The organism is Lacihabitans sp. CS3-21, assembly GCF_024343675.1.
Taxonomy (GTDB): Bacteria; Bacteroidota; Bacteroidia; order Cytophagales; family Spirosomataceae; genus Leadbetterella.
The window spans coordinates 1-17,984 of the sequence record NZ_RJUD01000097.1; the positions used below are offsets into that span (position 1 = coordinate 1).

The 17,984-nt window shown below is 35.2% G+C and carries 7 protein-coding genes and 1 tRNA gene; 5 read left to right on the forward strand and 3 right to left on the reverse strand.

Features of this window, described 5'->3' with window-relative positions:
* Together EGI24_RS14630 and EGI24_RS14635 are read left to right on the forward strand one after the other, a co-directional pair.
* The coding region (locus tag EGI24_RS14630) for a gliding motility-associated C-terminal domain-containing protein (RefSeq protein ID WP_255049207.1) at positions 1-3,725 on the forward strand (3,725 nt) is incomplete at its 5' end.
* 55 nt (positions 3,726-3,780) lie between these two features.
* Positions 3,781-5,850, forward strand: a complete 2,070-nt coding sequence (locus EGI24_RS14635) for a gliding motility-associated C-terminal domain-containing protein (protein WP_255049209.1) — start codon at positions 3,781-3,783, stop codon at positions 5,848-5,850.
* A 353-nt stretch (positions 5,851-6,203) separates the two neighbouring features.
* On the opposite strand, the gene EGI24_RS14640 is transcribed toward EGI24_RS14635, so the two are convergent.
* The 3 genes from EGI24_RS14640 to ileS all read right to left on the reverse strand — a co-directional run bounded on the left by EGI24_RS14640 (position 6,204) and on the right by ileS (position 14,800).
* On the reverse strand, positions 6,204-10,388 hold the full coding sequence (locus EGI24_RS14640; RefSeq protein WP_255049211.1) for a hybrid sensor histidine kinase/response regulator: 4,185 nt from the start codon (positions 10,386-10,388) through the stop codon (positions 6,204-6,206).
* Positions 10,389-11,165: 777 nt separating this feature from the next.
* A tRNA-Asp gene (locus EGI24_RS14645) sits at positions 11,166-11,239 on the reverse strand.
* Between the two features lie 129 nt (positions 11,240-11,368).
* The gene (gene ileS, locus EGI24_RS14650) at positions 11,369-14,800 is read right to left on the reverse strand and encodes an isoleucine--tRNA ligase (RefSeq protein ID WP_255049214.1); all 3,432 of its coding nucleotides are present in this window, start codon (positions 14,798-14,800) and stop codon (positions 11,369-11,371) included.
* 159 nt (positions 14,801-14,959) lie between these two features.
* Between ileS and EGI24_RS14655 the strand changes: the two genes are divergently transcribed.
* The 3 genes from EGI24_RS14655 to EGI24_RS14665 are packed head-to-tail and all read left to right on the forward strand — an operon-like array spanning position 14,960 to position 17,699.
* Positions 14,960-15,565: a trimeric intracellular cation channel family protein gene (locus EGI24_RS14655; protein WP_255049215.1), complete on the forward strand. Its 606-nt coding sequence runs from the start codon at positions 14,960-14,962 to the stop codon at positions 15,563-15,565.
* A gap of 27 nt (positions 15,566-15,592) precedes the next feature.
* The gene (locus EGI24_RS14660) at positions 15,593-16,849 is read left to right on the forward strand and encodes a 3-deoxy-D-manno-octulosonic acid transferase (RefSeq protein WP_255049217.1); all 1,257 of its coding nucleotides are present in this window, start codon (positions 15,593-15,595) and stop codon (positions 16,847-16,849) included.
* A gap of 55 nt (positions 16,850-16,904) precedes the next feature.
* Positions 16,905-17,699, forward strand: coding sequence for a Rossmann-like and DUF2520 domain-containing protein (locus EGI24_RS14665; protein WP_255049218.1), 795 nt, complete (start codon positions 16,905-16,907; stop codon positions 17,697-17,699).
* The last annotated feature ends 285 nt before the right edge of the window (positions 17,700-17,984 follow it).

The following is a 17,984-nucleotide window of genomic DNA, read 5'->3' on the forward strand; positions in this document are numbered from 1 at the left end:
TCAGCAACGGCACAGCCCCAGCAGCCCCAGTAATTTCATCTAACAAAACGACTGTATGTGGAACTGATAAAGCGACACTTACAGCAACAGGTTGTGTTGGAGGAACGATTACATGGTCAGGTGGCGGAGTAGGCACAACCAAAGAAGTAGGAGCAGGAACATACACGGCAACGTGTACGACAAGCTGTGGAACATCTGGAAACTCAAACACGATAACAATCGGAACGAGTCCATCACCAGTAGCACCAGTGATTTCTGCTAACAAAACTGAGATTTGTGGAAATGAGGAAATCACTTTGACAGCTACCAACTGCTCAGGTACAGTTAAATGGTCTAACAATGCAACTGGTGCTTCAATAAAAATTACGCAAGCTGGAGATTATGCGGCTGTTTGCCAAAACTCATGTGGAGAAAGTCCAAACAGTAATATTGTTAAAATTACTATAGGAGGCGTTCCAAATGCTCCATTGATTACTACAGATAAAGTTACAGTTTGTGATACCGCAAAAGCAAGATTGGTTGCGGTTGGTTGTAATTCAACGGTAGAGTGGAGCAATGGATCAACTGGAAATGTGATATTCGTAGGTGTTGGTGCATATACCGCAAAATGTAAAAACTCTTGTGGTACTAGTTTAGCATCGAATTTTATTAATATAGAAATTGGCGTTTTACCAAAGGCTCCAGTTATTACTTCAAACAAGTTGACAGTTTGTGGAACGGATAAAGTTATTTTAACTGCATCAGTTTGCGAAGGAGGTACTATTACTTGGTCAATGGGGGGAACTGGTACTTCGAAAGAAGTTGGTACTGGAACTTACACCGCGACTTGTACCAACGCTTGTGGCACTTCAGGTAATTCAAATGTTATTATTATCCAAAATGGCTCAGCACCTGTAGCACCGCTCCTAACTTCAAATAAGTTGACGGTTTGTGGAACAGACAAAGCTACTTTAATTGCTGCAGGTTGTGAAAGTGGTACAATTACTTGGTCTGCAGGTGGAACCGGAACAACAATACAAGTTCATGCTGGAACTTACTCTGCAACTTGTACAAATGCTTGTGGGACATCTGGTAATTCAAATGTAATCTTGATCGTAGAAAAAGTAGCGGAAGCTCCAATAATTACAGCATCTAAAACACAAATTTGTAGTCCAGAAGATATAACACTAAAGGCTACAGGATGTTTAACTGGAGTTTTACAATGGTCAAACGGTAAAACTGGAAGACAAATTATAGTAAAACCTCAGTTTTCGACTATCTATTCTGCCATATGTATAGAAGAAGGTTCTTGCCAAAGTTCGGTTTCAAATTATCTTAATATAAGACTAATAGAGATTGATAAACCAATTGTTGCTTGTATAAAAAATATAATTTGTGAAGGTGAGAAGGTTACAATTTCTGTAGAAAATTGTATTGGAGAGGTAAAATGGTCCAATGGAATGGTAGGACATAGCATTAACATAGTACCATCTTCGAATACTGAATATACGGCAGTTTGTACCGAGGGAGAATGTGTAAGTGAAGTTTCTGAACCAATTTGTATAACCGTTGGCAGTCCAAATCAACCATTCGTTACATGTGCTAAAAACACAATATGTTTGGGTGAAACAACTACGCTTACTGCACAAGGATGCTTAGGCAATGTGATTTGGTCAAATGGGTTTTTAGGTTCGACATTAAAAGTATCTTCTCAAGAAGTAGGAACGTTCAACTATTCAGCAATTTGTAAATCAATTAGCGGGAATTGTCAAAGCCTTCCATCTAAAACAATAAAAGTTATTGTTGGTGGAATTGTAAGAACCCCAACTGTAATTTCTGAAATAAGTAATATTTGCCCGTTTGAAAGTTTGGATTTAAATAATTCAATTTTAGGTAATCCTAGTTCAGCCGGTGGCTCTTTTGAATTCCACATTAGTAATTCCCCTAATTCAGCGATAGTTACATCGCCTGGCTTGGTAACTGGTGGAGAATATTATTTATTCGAAAGAAGTAAAGAAGGCTGTTATAGTATTCCTGCAAAAGTTACAGCGAAAATTGTAAAATGTGGAGTAAATGGTATTATACCAGACTCCACGCATAAAGTTGATATTGAGGTGTCTAAAACTGCAAATCTTACCAATGCACTAATAGGTGGTTTTGTTTACTATAAGATTCAAGTTAAAAACAACAAGAATGTAAAAGCTACAAATTTGGTGATTAGGGACATCGTTCCTTCAGGTTTGCAAATCGATTCAATTAGTACAAATGCTAAAATTGAAAATGGAGTAATTTTCGCCAAAATTGATTCATTGAGTAAAAATGATGTGACTACAATAACTTATAAAGCTAAAGTGACTTCTACAGGCAAAATTGTAAATAAAGCTGAGGTATTATCGGTAGATCAAATGGATCCAATTCTTTCAAACAATGTGAGTTATTTTACAATAAATGACGACCTTTTTGAAAGAGAAAAGGTAATTGGTTTAAGTAAACACGTTGGTCAAATATTGAAATTAGATTCGAACAAATACGAAATACCATTTACATTTAATTTGAGTAATATGGGTACCACTAATTTAAATAGAATCCAATTAGAGGATGACTTGTTAGCCACATTTGGAATTGATGCGATTTTGCTTGATTCTACCATTCAAGTTGTAGCAGATAATGGTTTGGTTGTAAATCCTTTATTTACTGGAACAATTCCAAATACAAGTTTGTTGATTGATTCTTTAAGTAATATACCAGCGGGTGTATCAAAATCTGTGCGTATCAAAGTCAAAGTAAAGGCTACAAATGACCAAAAAGAATTTTTTAATTCCGCAACAGTATTTGTAGGATTAAACAAAACAATCACAGATATTTCAACAGATGGAACAGACGCTGATCCAGACAATAATGGGAATCCGAATGATAACAGCATTCCTACTAGCTTTAGACTGAACAATGATACCCTAACTTCGGCAATTGCCACTTCTCTTACAATAGTTGACTCTTCATTGGTGGATGATTTCACTTACAGAGTTAAGTACATGGTTTTGGTTAAAAATATTGGAAATACGATTTTAGAAAATGTTTATTTGACAGACAGCTTAAGCAAAATGTATCCTGCAAATATTGATTTCAAGGTTTCGGAAAAAGGAATCGTTTCAAGCCAAAGCAATTTAACTCCAAATGTGGTTTTCGATGGAATCGTAGACCATAGGTTGACATTGATGGATTCAACTAAAAAGTTGAAAGTGGGCGAAATAGATACCGTATACTTTACAGTGGATATTAAATACGGTAGCAATTATGGTCCTTATTTTAATAGCGTTAAAGCTTTTGGTAGCGATGATTTTGGAAATACGGTAACAGATATTTCTAATTCAGGAACAAAAATCATAGCCATCAAGTCAGATTCTACTGTGTTTTATATTCCAATAGATACCACAGAACTTAGTAAATTAGTATTGGTTCCAGGAGGATTCTCACCTAATGGTGACAACGTCAACGATGAATTTAAGATTGAAATTAAAGGAAGTGTTGAAGTTGAAAATATAATTATTGTAAATAGGTGGGGAGCTAGAGTATTTGAAGGAGATAACCTAGAAAGAAAAATGGAATTGATAGGTTGGAATGGTAAATCTAACCAAGGTATTAGGCTAGGGTCATCGGATGATGTCCCTGATGGTACTTATTTCTATATTCTGAAAATTAAAGGAGTCGAAAAACCTTTGGTAGACTTTATTACAATTATTAGATAATCAATTAGTTTTTGAGACCGAGAATTTTATCATTCTTGGTCTCATTTTTTTAATTATGATGAGTTTGTTTAAAACAATATGTGTCCTAGTTTTCTTTATATTTTTTGGAATTATTGATTCTGAAGCTCAAGGACTATGCGATCATAAAGCATTTGGAAATGACGGATTTGAACTAAGCTCAACGGATATATGCCTTCCAGAAGTATTGAATATTAAAGATAAGTCAGGGAATGACCATGTTAAATATGTTTATGATTACCAAGGTGAGAATTTGGAAAGTATTCTTTTAACGGCCACCAAGCAGTTGAGTTTCATTTATACAGATATTGGCAAACCGAAAAATTATACAATTCTTCAAGTTGGAGAAAAAAAAGGCAAGGTAGAAATTTCATGCAAAAATGTAAACGTCAGAGCAAATAATGAACCTATATACAGTTACACGGTTTGCGACTCTTTGGTTGAATTCAATATTCCTTTGCATAAAGTCAATAATTTTGATACTTATAAAATTGAATTCGGTTCTGGCATATCTTTAGTTAATATTCAGAGTACACAATTGCCTTATAGTTTTAGGAGAGTTGTATCCTTGCCTTATATTTTCAAAATTTCAGGAAATTATTCGGATCCATCCAAAAATTGCTCTAATACTTCTTCGGCTAAAGTTATTCCCTCAAAATCAATCATAACCGCTTTGCCTTATTCACCTAATATTGAGAAGGTAGAATTACTTGATTTAAAAAGAGTAAAATTAGACTATACTGGTCCTTATGTAAATGATCCAAGCTCCGGTCCAGTTTTGTACAGATATGAAAAAAACAACTTCAGCACAATTCAAGAAATACAAAAGGGAATTGTATCTGGACAATATGAATTTTCTATTCCCGATTCTAGTAAGGCTTATTGTTTTTATGTAAAAAGAAAAAGTATTTGCGGAAAGGAGGATGAAGAATCTGCTGAAATTTGTACTCATCCCATTATGAAGTTGTCTTTTAATCCCAATTTTATTCAAAATGAATTGTCATGGGACCAGTATCCAACACGTTTTAAAGGCCTAACATTATTGCCTTTCCCTTTGGCGATATTAAACGGTATTAGCTTCAATACATCACAGGTGCTTAAAGTTATTGTTGAAAATTTAAATCCAAGTTCAATTATGCTGTCCAGTTCTACTTTTAATTATTTTCATAAATCAGTTGACTGTAGTAAAAAATATTGTTACCAGACCGAACAGGTTATTTCTGGCACATACAAATATGTTTCATATTATGGTCGGAGTATTTCCAACAAGGTCTGCATAGATCAAAGTCAAACCATATTACCTCCAATAACGAACTTATTGGTAACTACAAACAAACAAAATTACGTTTATGTAGAAGATGACAAAAGTTGGCCATTGCGAAAAGAAAATTGGTTTTTGTATAAACAAACTGGATCCAATTTTACAAAAATAGATAGTACGTCAAATATTGCATTAGGACTAAAAGATAGCTCAATATTAAATAAATCTGAAAATTATAAGGTAGGATTTGTTGACCAATGTAATAGTAGGTCTGCTTTAAGCGATAGCGTAAGTTCAGTTTTTCTCAACTTTCAAGGCCAAAATACAATAAATTGGACACCTGGAAATCCTTTTTCTGCTGATTCAATAGGAGGATATGAACTATTTCTAAAAGATGAAAAAACGAAAGTACAATTGAAAGTTGAAGAATTGGATTCATCTAAAAGAAAAACAGAGGTGGATTTAGGGCCATTTGAAGAGTTTGCAACGTTTTATTTAAAGGCAAAAGCCAGCGGACATGGGATAAATAAATTCTCAAACTCAAATGATATCCTTTTGCCTATTTCTCCAGTAATTTATTTGCCAGATGTTTTTACTCCGAATAAGGATGGTGAAAATGATATCTTAAAAATAAATGGCAAGGTTCTCATGTTTAAAGATTTTCAAATGCAGATATTTAATAGATTCGGAGAGGTTGTTGCCAATTTCAATGATGTTAACGACACGTGGGATGGTGTTTATAAAAACAATGAAGTGGTTTCAGGATTATATATTTATAAAGTATCAGGTATTTTGAAAAACGGCGAGAAATTTTCAAATGCTGGTGTCTTAGAAATTATGCGATAGAAAGTTATTGTATGAATTAACAATAGAAGTCGTATCTTTTTAAAGGTTAATTGTAAACCATTTTTTATTAGTAAGATTGTGTGCAATAAATCATTTCATACTCTTGTTTATTTTCAATTATTGGCTTTGAATTAATTATCAAAAACCTGCAAAATTAGAAAAGGATAATTTTACAACATGGTTTATGGTGCCAAGCGGCACTAAATCCATTGGGTTAATTTGCAAAAAGAATATTTTTCCAAAAGACTGACTAATCTAAATTTATTTAGTGTTTATTTTAATAATTTAAAATTGAATGTTCTATTCAAGATTATAACGTTGGCCATTTCAAAGAGCTTGTGTATTCAGATAAGCTATTGATCCAATACTTCTACTTTATTTCTAGCCCATTTTTTTAGTTTTTTATGCAAATCATCCATCACAATTGGTTTACTGATATAATCATCCATGCCTGCATTTAAACAATCCTCTCTATCTCCTTGCATGGCGTTTGCAGTCATGGCAATTATAACTGGCTGTTTTATTGGTAGTTGTCTAATTTGTTTAGTGGCTTCAATGCCATCCATTTCTGGCATTTGCACGTCCATTAAGATAATGTCATAAACATCTTTTTGGATTTTTTCTATTGCTATAAGTCCATTTGTTGCCAGAGTTGGTTGAAAACCAAGAAGCTTTAATATTTTCTGAATGACCATTTGATTAATGAGATTGTCTTCAGCTATTAAAATATTGGCAGGATACTCACTGGCAAAATTTATATCAAAATTACTTTTCTCTTCAACTTTTTTCTCGTCATTTTGTAGGGGCAATGATGTTCTAAATTGCCCGAGAATTTCCTTGTACAGTTGATGTTGTTTTACCGGTTTTGTAAGACTTGCTGAGATTATTTGGCCATGTTCCTTGTATGACATATCTCCAAAAGAGCTCAATAGTATGATTGGTATTTTAGTGTTGAATTTTCTAATTTCTTTAGAAAGCGTTATCCCATCCATTTCTGGCATTTGGAAATCCGTAATCACCATGTCAAAATGCTTATTTTTTCGCATTATATCTAGGGCTTCTTTTCCTGATATCGCCAAAGTGGGCTCAACCTTCCAAGTTCTTAGTTGGGTTTCTAGTATCTGCCTATTGGTTTTATTATCATCTATTATTAAAATTTGTTTTCCTTCAATGGTATCTTCTTCAATTTTAAGTTGCGGATGTTCAATAAGGATACTCGGTTTAGTAATTATGGAGAAAAAGAAAGTGCTCCCTACGCCTAATTCAGAGTGAATACCAATTTCTCCACCCATCATTTCTGCCAATTTCTTACTTATAATTAAGCCGAGGCCTGTTCCCCCATACTTTCTGGTAATGGAAGAATCCACTTGAGAAAAAGCTTGGAAAAGTTTATTTCGCTTATCATCAGGAATTCCTATACCAGTATCCTTCACCTCAAAAAGAAGCTTTATTTGATTGCCATCCACCAATTCTGCGTAACTCACATTGACAAAAACCTCACCTTCTTCAGTAAACTTCAGGGCATTATTGATGAGGTTTAGGAGGATTTGTCTAAGCCTAACTGCATCTCCAACTATGTGAGCCGGAACATTGGAGTCCATCTGATAAATTAGATCCAATCCTTTTTCCAAAGCCTTGTTTGCAAAAACGTCTAAAACATCTTCAATGCACCCTCGAAGGTCAAAGTCACGTTCTTCTAGCTCTATTTTCTCAGATTCAATCTTAGAAAAATCTAAAATGTCATTGATTACAGTGAGCAAATTCTCTGCTGAAATACCAATAGATTCTACGTAACTTTTTTGTTCCTCGTCTAACTTAGTTTCTATTAAGAGGTTATTCATGCCTATCACACCATTCATGGGTGTGCGAATTTCATGACTCATTGTTGCCAAAAAACTACTTTTTGCTTTGTTGGCATGCTCCGCTTCTTTCATTGCCTTCTCCGCTTCAAATCGAGCATTTCTTTCCTGTATAGTAGATATTTCTAGTTCTTTGGTTCGCTCAATAACTAGTTTTTCAAATTTTTCTTTTTTTGCTGTTATGGCTTTGGTTCTTCTTAAATGAAAGGTAATGAACATACCCACGACAGTTAATATGGAAAGGACTGCAAACCACCAAGTTTTCCAAAATGGAGGGCTGATTATCAATTGTATTTTTTTTGTTTGAGTTGACCAGTCACCATTATTGTTTAAGCCTTTTACTTCAAATGTATAGGTGCCAGGATCTAAATTAGTATAGGTAGCCGCATGTGAATTATCCACTTCTTGCCAGTTTTTTTCAAACCCATCCATGCGGTATTTGTACCTCTTTTTTTTGTCAGAAACATAGTTCAATGAGGCAAAATCAAATGAAAAAACAGAGTTTTTGTAGGATAAAGTAATCTCGTTCGTAAGTAAGATGTTCTCTTTCAGTGGCGATAAGTCTTTCTCGTCTTTCGCCACATTGATATTTTTATTGAAAATTTGGAATCCTGTAATGTATACGGGTGGGTCAAACTTAACAGGTTTAATTTGTTCAGGCCAAAATGCATTTATACCATTATTGCCACCAAAATACATTTTTCCAGATTTCGTTTTTAAGGACGCCAATTCTTTAAACTCACCAAACTGAAGACCATCCGCTTCTGAAAAATTGCGGAATGATTTAGAGGCTAAGTCATAATTTGAAATTCCTTTATTGGTGCTTATCCATAAATTCCCCTTTGAGTCTTCTAAAATACCATGAACGATATCGCCACCCAGTCCGTCAGATTCTGAGTAATGAGTAAATTTTCTATTTTTTCTATTGAAATAATCTAAGCCTTTTTTTGTTGCTATCCAGAAATTCCCATATTTATCTTCTTTCACGACACCTACAGTATTGTCACTAATGCTATTTTGTCCTTCTGAGTTTAAAAAATATTCGAAAGACCTATTTTTCCTATCCATCTTGTTTAGGCCACTCCCATCAGTACCTATCCACAGAAATCCCGAAGTATCTTCATAAATTGAAAGTATTTTGCTGTTGTTAGTTCCCTTGGCTGAATTAAGGCCATAGGGGTAGCGGATAAAAGTATTGTTTCGGGGATTGTAGAGGTTGAGGCCTCCACCATAGGTGCCTATCCATATATTATTTTCTGAGTCTTGAAAAATTTTCCAGATATTATTGCTGCTCAAACTGGTATTTATCAACGAATTATGCTGGAAATGCCGAATTACTTTTCTGTTGGAATTTAGTACAGTTATACCTGCACCCCAAGTTCCAACCCATAACTCACCATTTTTCATCTCGCAAACACTCAAAACATGGTTGCCTGAAATGGTAGCAGTATTTCTAGGCTGGTTTAAGAGTTGTTTGAAAACGCCTGTGGCAGGATTGTATTGATTTAGCCCACCACCATCAGTGCCGATCCAAATAATTTCTTTTTTGTCTTCATAAATGGTAAGTATTTTGTTGCTTTTCAGGCTGTTATCATTAGATTTTCTTCTAAAATGTGTAAAATTGTCAGCATCGACATTAACTTGGTCAACCCCTTGATTAAAGGTGCCAATCCACATATTGTTTTTTATGTCTTTCAAAATAGAATACACCGAATTATTACTAAGGCTATACGTATCCAGCTCATCGTGGGTAAAAGTTTTAAAGGATCGTTTTTGTGGATTGAAAATTGAAAGTCCTCCATTCTCTGTCCCAATCCAAATATTTCCATGCCTATCCTCCTCAATTGCATAAATGACATCGGCATTTAATCCGTTTGAGCTTTGCATAGAAGCATTGAAGTGCTGAAATGTATTTTTCTTTTGATTGTAGGCTAAAAGGCCATTTCCGTTCGTGCCAATCCACAGCTGCCCTCTGCTATCTTCAAAAATGGATTTTACGCCGATGTCTTGGGTTTTTGCCTGAAGATGTTTGCCTAATACAAAAGGTATTAAAGCGTTGGTTTTGGTGTCAAACCAGAATAGGCCATCATGTCCAGTGCCAATCCAGATACGTTTTTTGCTATCTTGATAGATCGTTTCAATATAATCGTCGTTGGCATTTTTGTTGTTTTTTGTGGAGTAATGAGAGAATTTATTCAATTTAGGGTTGTAAAAGTCAATTCCCTTTCCATCTGAACCAATCCATATATTCCCTTCAGTATCTTCTAAAACGGTATTTAGAAAATTACTTGAAATGGAATTGTTGCTGTTTAAATTGTTTTTAAATTTCTCAAATTGATTTTTCCTTCTATTATAGCGATTAAGTCCACCTCCGAAAGTCGCTACCCACAAATCGCCATTTTTGCTCTCAAATATGTCATTTATTTGGTTGTTGCTTAGACTTTGAGGGTCTTGAGGGTTATTTTTAAACACCTCAAAAGAGTATCCATCGTACCTGTTTAAACCATTTCGTGTACCAACCCAAAGAAAGCCCAGTTGGTCTTGCAGCATGCATTTTGCAAAACTATGTGAAAGTCCTTTTTTTACATCCAAATTTTGAAATTTAAGAAAATCACTTTGGCTGTTGCTTTGAAAAGGGACAATTAGAATAGCCAAAAGGAACGAAAAATAGATCCTCATTTAATTCTATTATTTAGGTAATTCAGTAAATTCATATCCTAGTTTTTTTGGTCGGGTTTAAGGCAATTGGAAAGCAAAAATAGATTTGAACTAATAGGAATAAAAACAATGCCAAAAAGTGAAATAAATAATATATTTTACTAAAAATGTGTAATTTTTCTGGCTTTTGAGAAAGAAGCTAACTATTTAATTATTAAGCGGTAGTAAATTTATTTTGAGAGTTTTTAAAAAGTTTGTTGCCAAGGTTTTAAAGTCTAGACTAGATGGATTTTGAAACTAAATTATTGGCACAAACAAAATCTGAATTAGTGAATTTGGCTTTTATTAATTTGCTTTTTTCTTAACTAAATTCATGAAGTCGCGGCTATTGTTTTTTTCATTCAAGTTTATTCATATGGCCAAGCAAAATTCTTTGATTGTATAATGTGGATTTCTATTTGTGAGTTGCAAAAAAGTATAACAAGCTAAAATGGTGATTTCTGATCCTGCCGTTTTAACATGATTACTTTCCAAGCTTGGTAAGAAGATTAGTAAGTCGAATATTTTTTAAATAACAAGTTGTCTCAAATATACAATTTCGGTATCAAGTAATCTTAATATTTAAATTAACAAGCAGACTGATTCCTAATAAAGTTGGTTTCTCCAATTATTTTTTTTTTCGTGGAAGAATTATCAATTTCCGACATAAAATTATTTGAAATAAAAAAGAAATAAGATTTGTTACACATAGGCATAAAAAAAGCCCCATAATCTGTTGATTATGAGGCTTTTATTTCGCGGTCTGGACGGGACTCGAACCCGCGACCCCCTGCGTGACAGGCAGGTATTCTAACCAGCTGAACTACCAAACCGTTTGCGTTTCTCTTAAACGTGGTGCAAAGATAAGGGCTTAATTTTTATTGTCAATACTCTTTGTGAAAAAAAATTATGTATTTTTCTAAAGAATTTTCTAAGCTATTTAAAATTAAGCCCTTAGGATTTTACTTTTTTACAACAATTTTCAATTTTAGCTTTATTTCGTCCATTTCTACCTCAACGGCGTCCGAAACAGCTTCTATAATTTCTAATTTTAAAGCTTGTACTTCGGTAGAAATATAAGATTTGAAGTTTTCTACAGCTTCCGATACTTCCTCATTGTTGTTTTCCAAAAGAATTTCAATTTTGTCAGTTACTTCAAAACCACTTTCTTTTCTAAGGTTTTGTACTCGGTTTACAAAATCTCTCGCTATACCCTCTTGCTTTAGTTCCTCGTTGATTTTTATGTCCAAAGCTACTGTTATGCCGCCTTCTACGGCTACTAACCAGCCTGGGATGTCTTCAGTGAGGATTTCAACATCGCTCAATGCAAGTTCGAATCCATTGAGACTGATGCTGCCAGTTTTTTCTAGTGATTTGAGGTCTTCGGCACTCATGTTTTGAATGGTGTCCGCCACAGCTTTCATGTCTTTTCCAAACTTTGGACCTAGAGCTTTGAAATTGGCTTTTACTTTTTTCTTTAATATGCCGCTTTCATCATCCAAAAACTCCACGCTTTTTACATTTACTTCCGAAAGTATGATTGCAGTAATGTGTTCTATTTGAGCCATTACTTTTGCTGAAGTAGCCGGAATTAATATTTTTTGCAGTGGTTGACGAACTTTCAAACTACTTTTCTTTCTCAAAGCATGCACCATAGAACAGATGTTTTGAGCCAAAGTCATCGCTCCTTCAAGTTCTGAATCTACCCAGAACTCGTCATAGGTATGCCATTCTGTAAAATGCACCGATTCGTGTTTAAAAGGTGTATTTTTCTCAATAGATTCTTGCCTAACTTGGTCTGTAAGGTTTTTGTATAACCAATCGCCATAGAAGGGGGCTATAGGCGACATCAGCTGAGCCACAGCCGCCAAACAATGTTGTAAGGTTTGGTATGCGGCTCGTTTATCCTCTGTCATTTCACCTTGCCAAAAACGTCTTCTGTTGAGTCTTACGTACCAGTTCGATAAATCATCACAGACAAAATCTTGTATCAATCTACCGGCTTTGGTGGGATTATAGGCATCAAATTCTTCACCAACTTCTTTTACAAGTGTAAAGACTTTTGAAATAATCCACCTGTCTAGTTCTGAAAGTTTCTCTTTTGGAACTCTGTCAAATTGTTCAACTTGATAATTGTCCAAATTGGCATAAAGTGCAAAGAAATTATACGTGTTGGTTAAAGTACCAAAGAATTTCCTTTGTACTTCTTGAATACCGTCTGCATTAAATTTGAGATTATCCCAAGGTTCGGCATTGGTGATCATGTACCAACGTGTAGGGTCTGCACCGTATTTTTTTAACGTGTCAAATGGATCAACCGCATTGCCTAGTCTTTTCGACATTTTATTGCCGTTTTTATCTAAAACCAATCCAGTTGAAACCACATTTTTGAATGCAACAGAATCAAAAAGCAAACCCGCTATTGCATGAAGTGTAAAAAACCAACCACGGGTTTGGTCAACACCTTCGGAGATAAAGTCAGCAGGAAAAGTTGAATTTAGCCCTCCATTAGTGGTTTCAGGGCTGAATGGATAATGCCACTGTGCATAAGGCATTGCTCCGGAGTCAAACCAAACATCTATCAAATCCGCCTCACGTTGCATTACATTTCCAGAGGTTGAAACAAGGTATATTTCGTCAACATACGGTCGGTGGAGATCGAAATTTTCAGTATCAAGGTTGGATAAAAATGCCTTATTCTTCGCCAGCTGCTGCTCAGATAATTTTCCTGAAGAGTTAGCCATTGCCAAACTGTCTAAAAGCTCTTTTACAGAACCAATGCAGACTTCCTCGTCGTCTTCGCTTCTCCAAATTGGTAATGGAGTTCCCCAATATCTTGATCTCGAAAGATTCCAGTCTACCAAATTTTCCAACCAGTTGCCAAACCGTCCAGTTCCTGTACTTTCTGGCTGCCAGTTGATGGTTTTATTGAGTTCAACAAGCTTTTCTTTGGCTGCAGTTGTACGAATAAACCATGAATCTAAAGGATAATAAAGGACAGGTTTGTCTGTTCTCCAGCAATGCGGATAAGGGTGGTCAAACTTCTGAACGTTAAAGGCCTTAGTCTCGGTCTTTAATTTTATTGCTATTCTTTCATCGACAGACAGATACTTATCTCTATTCTGTTTTACTTTTTCTGCCGCTAATTCTTGCTCAGTGTAGTAGGCTTCTTTTACATATTCCAAAGCAAAATCTGTTACTTCGGCCACAAATCTTCCCTTTCGGTCTACCAAAGGCATTTCTTTTCCATTTTCATCCAAAACCATTATTGCTGGTATGCCGTGTTGTTGAGCCACTCTAAAGTCGTCGGCACCAAAAGTAGGTGCGGTATGAACCACACCAGTACCGTCTTCTGTAGTCACGAAGTCACCAATGATTACTCTAAAAGCTGAACTCTTAGGCTGTACATAGGGCATCAGTTGCTCATATTCTACGCCATCTATTTCAGAACCTTTGAAAGTGCTCAATATCTGCCAAGGGAAAGTCTTTTTGTCTGAATCCTCAAATCCTTCAAAATCACCATCTTTTCCTTTTTCTGTAAAATATTTGCCTATCAGGTCCTTTGCTAAAACTACACTTACAGGCAGAAATGTGTAGGGGTTAAAAGTCTTAACCAAAGCATATTCAATATTTTTGCCAATAGTCAAAGCTGAGTTGGAAGGCAAAGTCCAAGGTGTGGTCGTCCAAGCCAATATAAAAACTTCCACATTCTTAGCTGCCTCAAATAGAAACTCTGATTTTGAGTTTTTTATAACTTTAAATTGTGCAGTAAGAGAAGTGTCTTTTACATCTCTGTAACAGCCCGGCTGATTGAGTTCGTGCGAACTTAAGCCTGTTCCAGCAGCCGGTGAGTAAGGCTGAATGGTATAGCCTTTGTATAAAAGACCTTTGTCGTATAGCTTCTTAAGTAAGTGCCAAACGGATTCTATATAGTCATTTTTGTAGGTGATGTACGGATCTTCCATATCCACCCAGTAGCCCATTTTGTCGGTCATGTCTTGCCAAATGTCCGTAAAACGCATGACTGCTTCTCGACATTTTTGGTTGTATTCTGCTACGGATATTTTCTTGCCAATGTCGTCCTTGGTGATACCGAGTTCTTTTTCAACTTGCAACTCCACCGGAAGACCATGTGTATCCCAGCCGCCTTTACGCTTCACTTGGAAGCCTCGGAGGGTTTTGTATCTGCAAAAAATGTCTTTGATTGTACGGGCCATTACGTGGTGAATACCTGGTGTTCCGTTGGCAGAAGGTGGTCCTTCGTAAAAATTGAACGCTGGATGCCCCTCTCTGACTTCAATAGATTTTTCGAAAATTTCGTTTTCTTTCCAAAAATCTAATATCTCGTCCGCTATTTCAGCATAATTAACCGCCTTGTACTCTGGATATCTCATCGCCTAAAAATTGTACTTTACTGTTTGAAAAATTGGGTGCAAAGATACGAAAATTACTTTTAAGGAGAGAATGCATCTTGCCCAAAAAAGGATATTTATGGCATTCTTCCTTATCTATTCAAAATACTGTTCTAATTTTGTGAAATAATAACTGAAACATTGGAAATTTTCTCCTTCATTACCATTGGCGGAACCATCGCTTTTGCAGCCTCTGGAGCTTTGGCTGGAATCCGTAAAAATTTGGATATATTTGGTGTGGCTGTAATAGCTTTCGTGACCTCTTTGGGAGGAGGAACACTTCGAGATATTCTTTTAGGGCAATTTCCCGTAAAGTGGCTGTCTGATACCAAAATCGTGGTTTTGATTGTTAGTATTTCGGTTTTAACAGTTATTTTTAAAAATAGAATAAATAAACTCGATAAAACCTTAGTTTTTTTTGATACGCTTGGTCTTGGATTTTTTACTATTAAAGGTATTCAAGTTGGAGTAGGGGCTGGGCTGAGTTGGCCTTCTTGCATAATTTTGGGAACAATCACCGCTTGTTTTGGTGGGGTAATTCGGGATATTATTTTGAACGAAATTCCTACGCTTTTCAGAAAAGAAATTTATGCAACTGCTTGTATTTTAGGGGGTTTCCTTTATTTTTTCTTAGAAAATTTTGCTTTTCTTTCAAACTACACAGAAATTTTAGTGTTTTCTGTAATCGTATTAATTAGATTTTTGGCCATTCGATTAAATATTTCACTACCAAACATCAAAAGTTGATTTTGGGAAATTTAAACAGCAAACTTTTTGAAAATTATTGACACGTTAATTGGCTTTGGATATAATTTATTTATCTATTTGATAAGTAGACTTATTGGCCTGGCAAAGTTTTTTGGTCCCAAAGCTAAATTGTTTGTAGAGGGGCAAAGAGAAATTCCGAGTGTTTTAGCAAATATCAAAATTTGGAAAGAACAAAATCCAGATAAACAAATCATTTGGTTTCATTGTGCTTCTTTGGGAGAATTTGAACAAGGAAGGCCTGTCTTGGAGGTGTTTAAAAGTCAAAATCCTGAGTTTGGTGTTTTACTAACTTTCTTTTCACCTTCGGGCTATGAGATACGGAAAAACTACCCTTTGGCAGACTTTATTTGTTATTTGCCCATTGACACAAAAGTCAATGCAAAAGATTTTGTAGAGCTGGTAAATCCCAATATCGCCGTTTTTGTTAAGTACGAATTCTGGCCAAATATCATAAAAGCTCTCCAATCAAACAGTACAAAACTCATCGGCATATCGGTTATTTTAAGAGAAAGTCAATCTTTTTTTAAGCCTTGGGGAGGATATTTTAGAGAAGTATTGTTTTCGTTCGAATATCTTTTTGTGCAAAACCAGTCTACGTCCAATTTGTTAGAATCTATCGCTTATAAAAACCATACCGTGGCTGGTGATACTAGATTCGATAGGGTTTTGGATACATTATCCAAGATTCAGCCTGTCGCGGGTATTGCCGATTTTGTGGCTGAAAAGCAAGTTTTTGTAGTGGGCAGTGCATGGGCTGAGGACATGCAAGTACTGATTCCATTTGCATTAGATCATCCACATATCAAATTCATTATAGCACCGCACGAGTTGCATGAAACTCAAATAAACGGCTGGGCAAAAGAATTGAATGCCATTAAATACTCTGATTATAAAACTGTGGCTTTACCAGATACACAAGTTTTGATTATTGATAGTATTGGATTACTTTCTTCTTTGTATCAATATGCTCATTATGCTTTTGTCGGCGGAAGTTTCGGTAAAGGGCTACATAATATCTTAGAAGCAGCCGTTTTTGGTGTTCCTATATTTTTTGGCGATAAGCGTTTTGATAAATTTGAAGAAGCCAAGAATTTGATTAGCAGAAATGTGGCTTTTCCAGTAAAAAACATCAGTTCATTCAAAGAAGCTTTTGATAGCTTAGATGCTAAACGACTAAATGAAATAATTACTGAAACGGAAGATTATGTAAAATCTCAATCAGGGGCTACGGAAACTATTATAAAATTTTTAGCAAAAATCTGAAAGGTTGGGTATTTCTGATTTTGTGCGTATTTTGGGGAATTAAAATACGATCCAAATGAACATTTCTATAATAGGTACTGGCAATATGGCATGGCACTTAGCCAGAGTTTTTGAAAAGCAAGAAATCAGAGTAAACGAAATATATGGCAGAGAAATCAGTAAAGCTATTCTCCTTGCTGATGATTTATATGATACAAAAGCCACTGACGAACTAGATTTTTCAGATAGTGAGTCAGATGTATTTTTTATTTGTGTAAATGATGATGCCATTGAAGAAATATGTTCCAAAATTATTCTTCCTGAAAACGCAATATTAGTGCACACCTCTGGCTCAAAGCCAATGGAAATAATTATCCAAACGCTGGAGATCTATCATGACTTGAAAGTAAATGCTGGGGTTTTTTATCCTATAATGACCTTCACAAAAGGTAAAAATATAAGCTTTGAAGAAATTCCGATTTGTATTGAAGCTGAAAATGAAGAAACACAATTTACTTTGGTGGAGCTTGGTAAGTTGATTTCGAAAGAAATATATTTATTAAATTCGGCCGAGAGAGCAGTATTGCATATCGGAGCAGTCTTTTCTTGTAATTTTGCCAATCATCTTTGGGCCCTTTCAAAAGAAATCCTTGAAGCTGAGGACTTGGATTTTAATCTTCTTAAACCTTTGATTGCCGAAACCTTCAAAAAAGCCATGGAGGCCAAGCACCCCGCCGAAGTTCAAACAGGCCCAGCTGTTAGAAGAGATGATAATATTTTGAAGAATCAAATGGCCTATTTGGCAGATGATGAAGACTTAGCTCGGGTTTACAATGTTATTTCAAACAGTATAAAAGATTGGCACGCTTGATTTCTAAGCTGTTATTTCAGGAAAAATAATTTCTGTTAGTTTTCAACATTATTGCGAAATTATATTTTTAAAAGGTGTCTTTTTGTTTATAAGATATTCATTTATAGGGAATTATGAATAATTTACGCCTCACTATAATATAAATGTACTGCTGTTACCGCTTGATAATTTTTATAATCTACCTCTCTCGGATTTTTTTTCATTAACAATGGCATAAATTTTGGTTGTTGAAAATGTAGACAGTAGAACTATTCAAGGAAAAACTACCGTCTACTAATTAAATTA

What these genes read in the sequence shown, in the direction of transcription:
- ileS (WP_255049214.1), bottom strand. Translation starts at nt 14,800, where the DNA reads ATGAGATATCCAGAGTACAAGGCGGTTAATTATGCTGAAATAGCGGAC.
- EGI24_RS14640 (WP_255049211.1), bottom strand. Translation starts at nt 10,388, where the DNA reads ATGAGGATCTATTTTTCGTTCCTTTTGGCTATTCTAATTGTCCCTTTT.
- EGI24_RS14665 (WP_255049218.1), top strand. Translation starts at nt 16,905, where the DNA reads ATGAACATTTCTATAATAGGTACTGGCAATATGGCATGGCACTTAGCC.
- EGI24_RS14635 (WP_255049209.1), top strand. Translation starts at nt 3,781, where the DNA reads ATGATGAGTTTGTTTAAAACAATATGTGTCCTAGTTTTCTTTATATTT.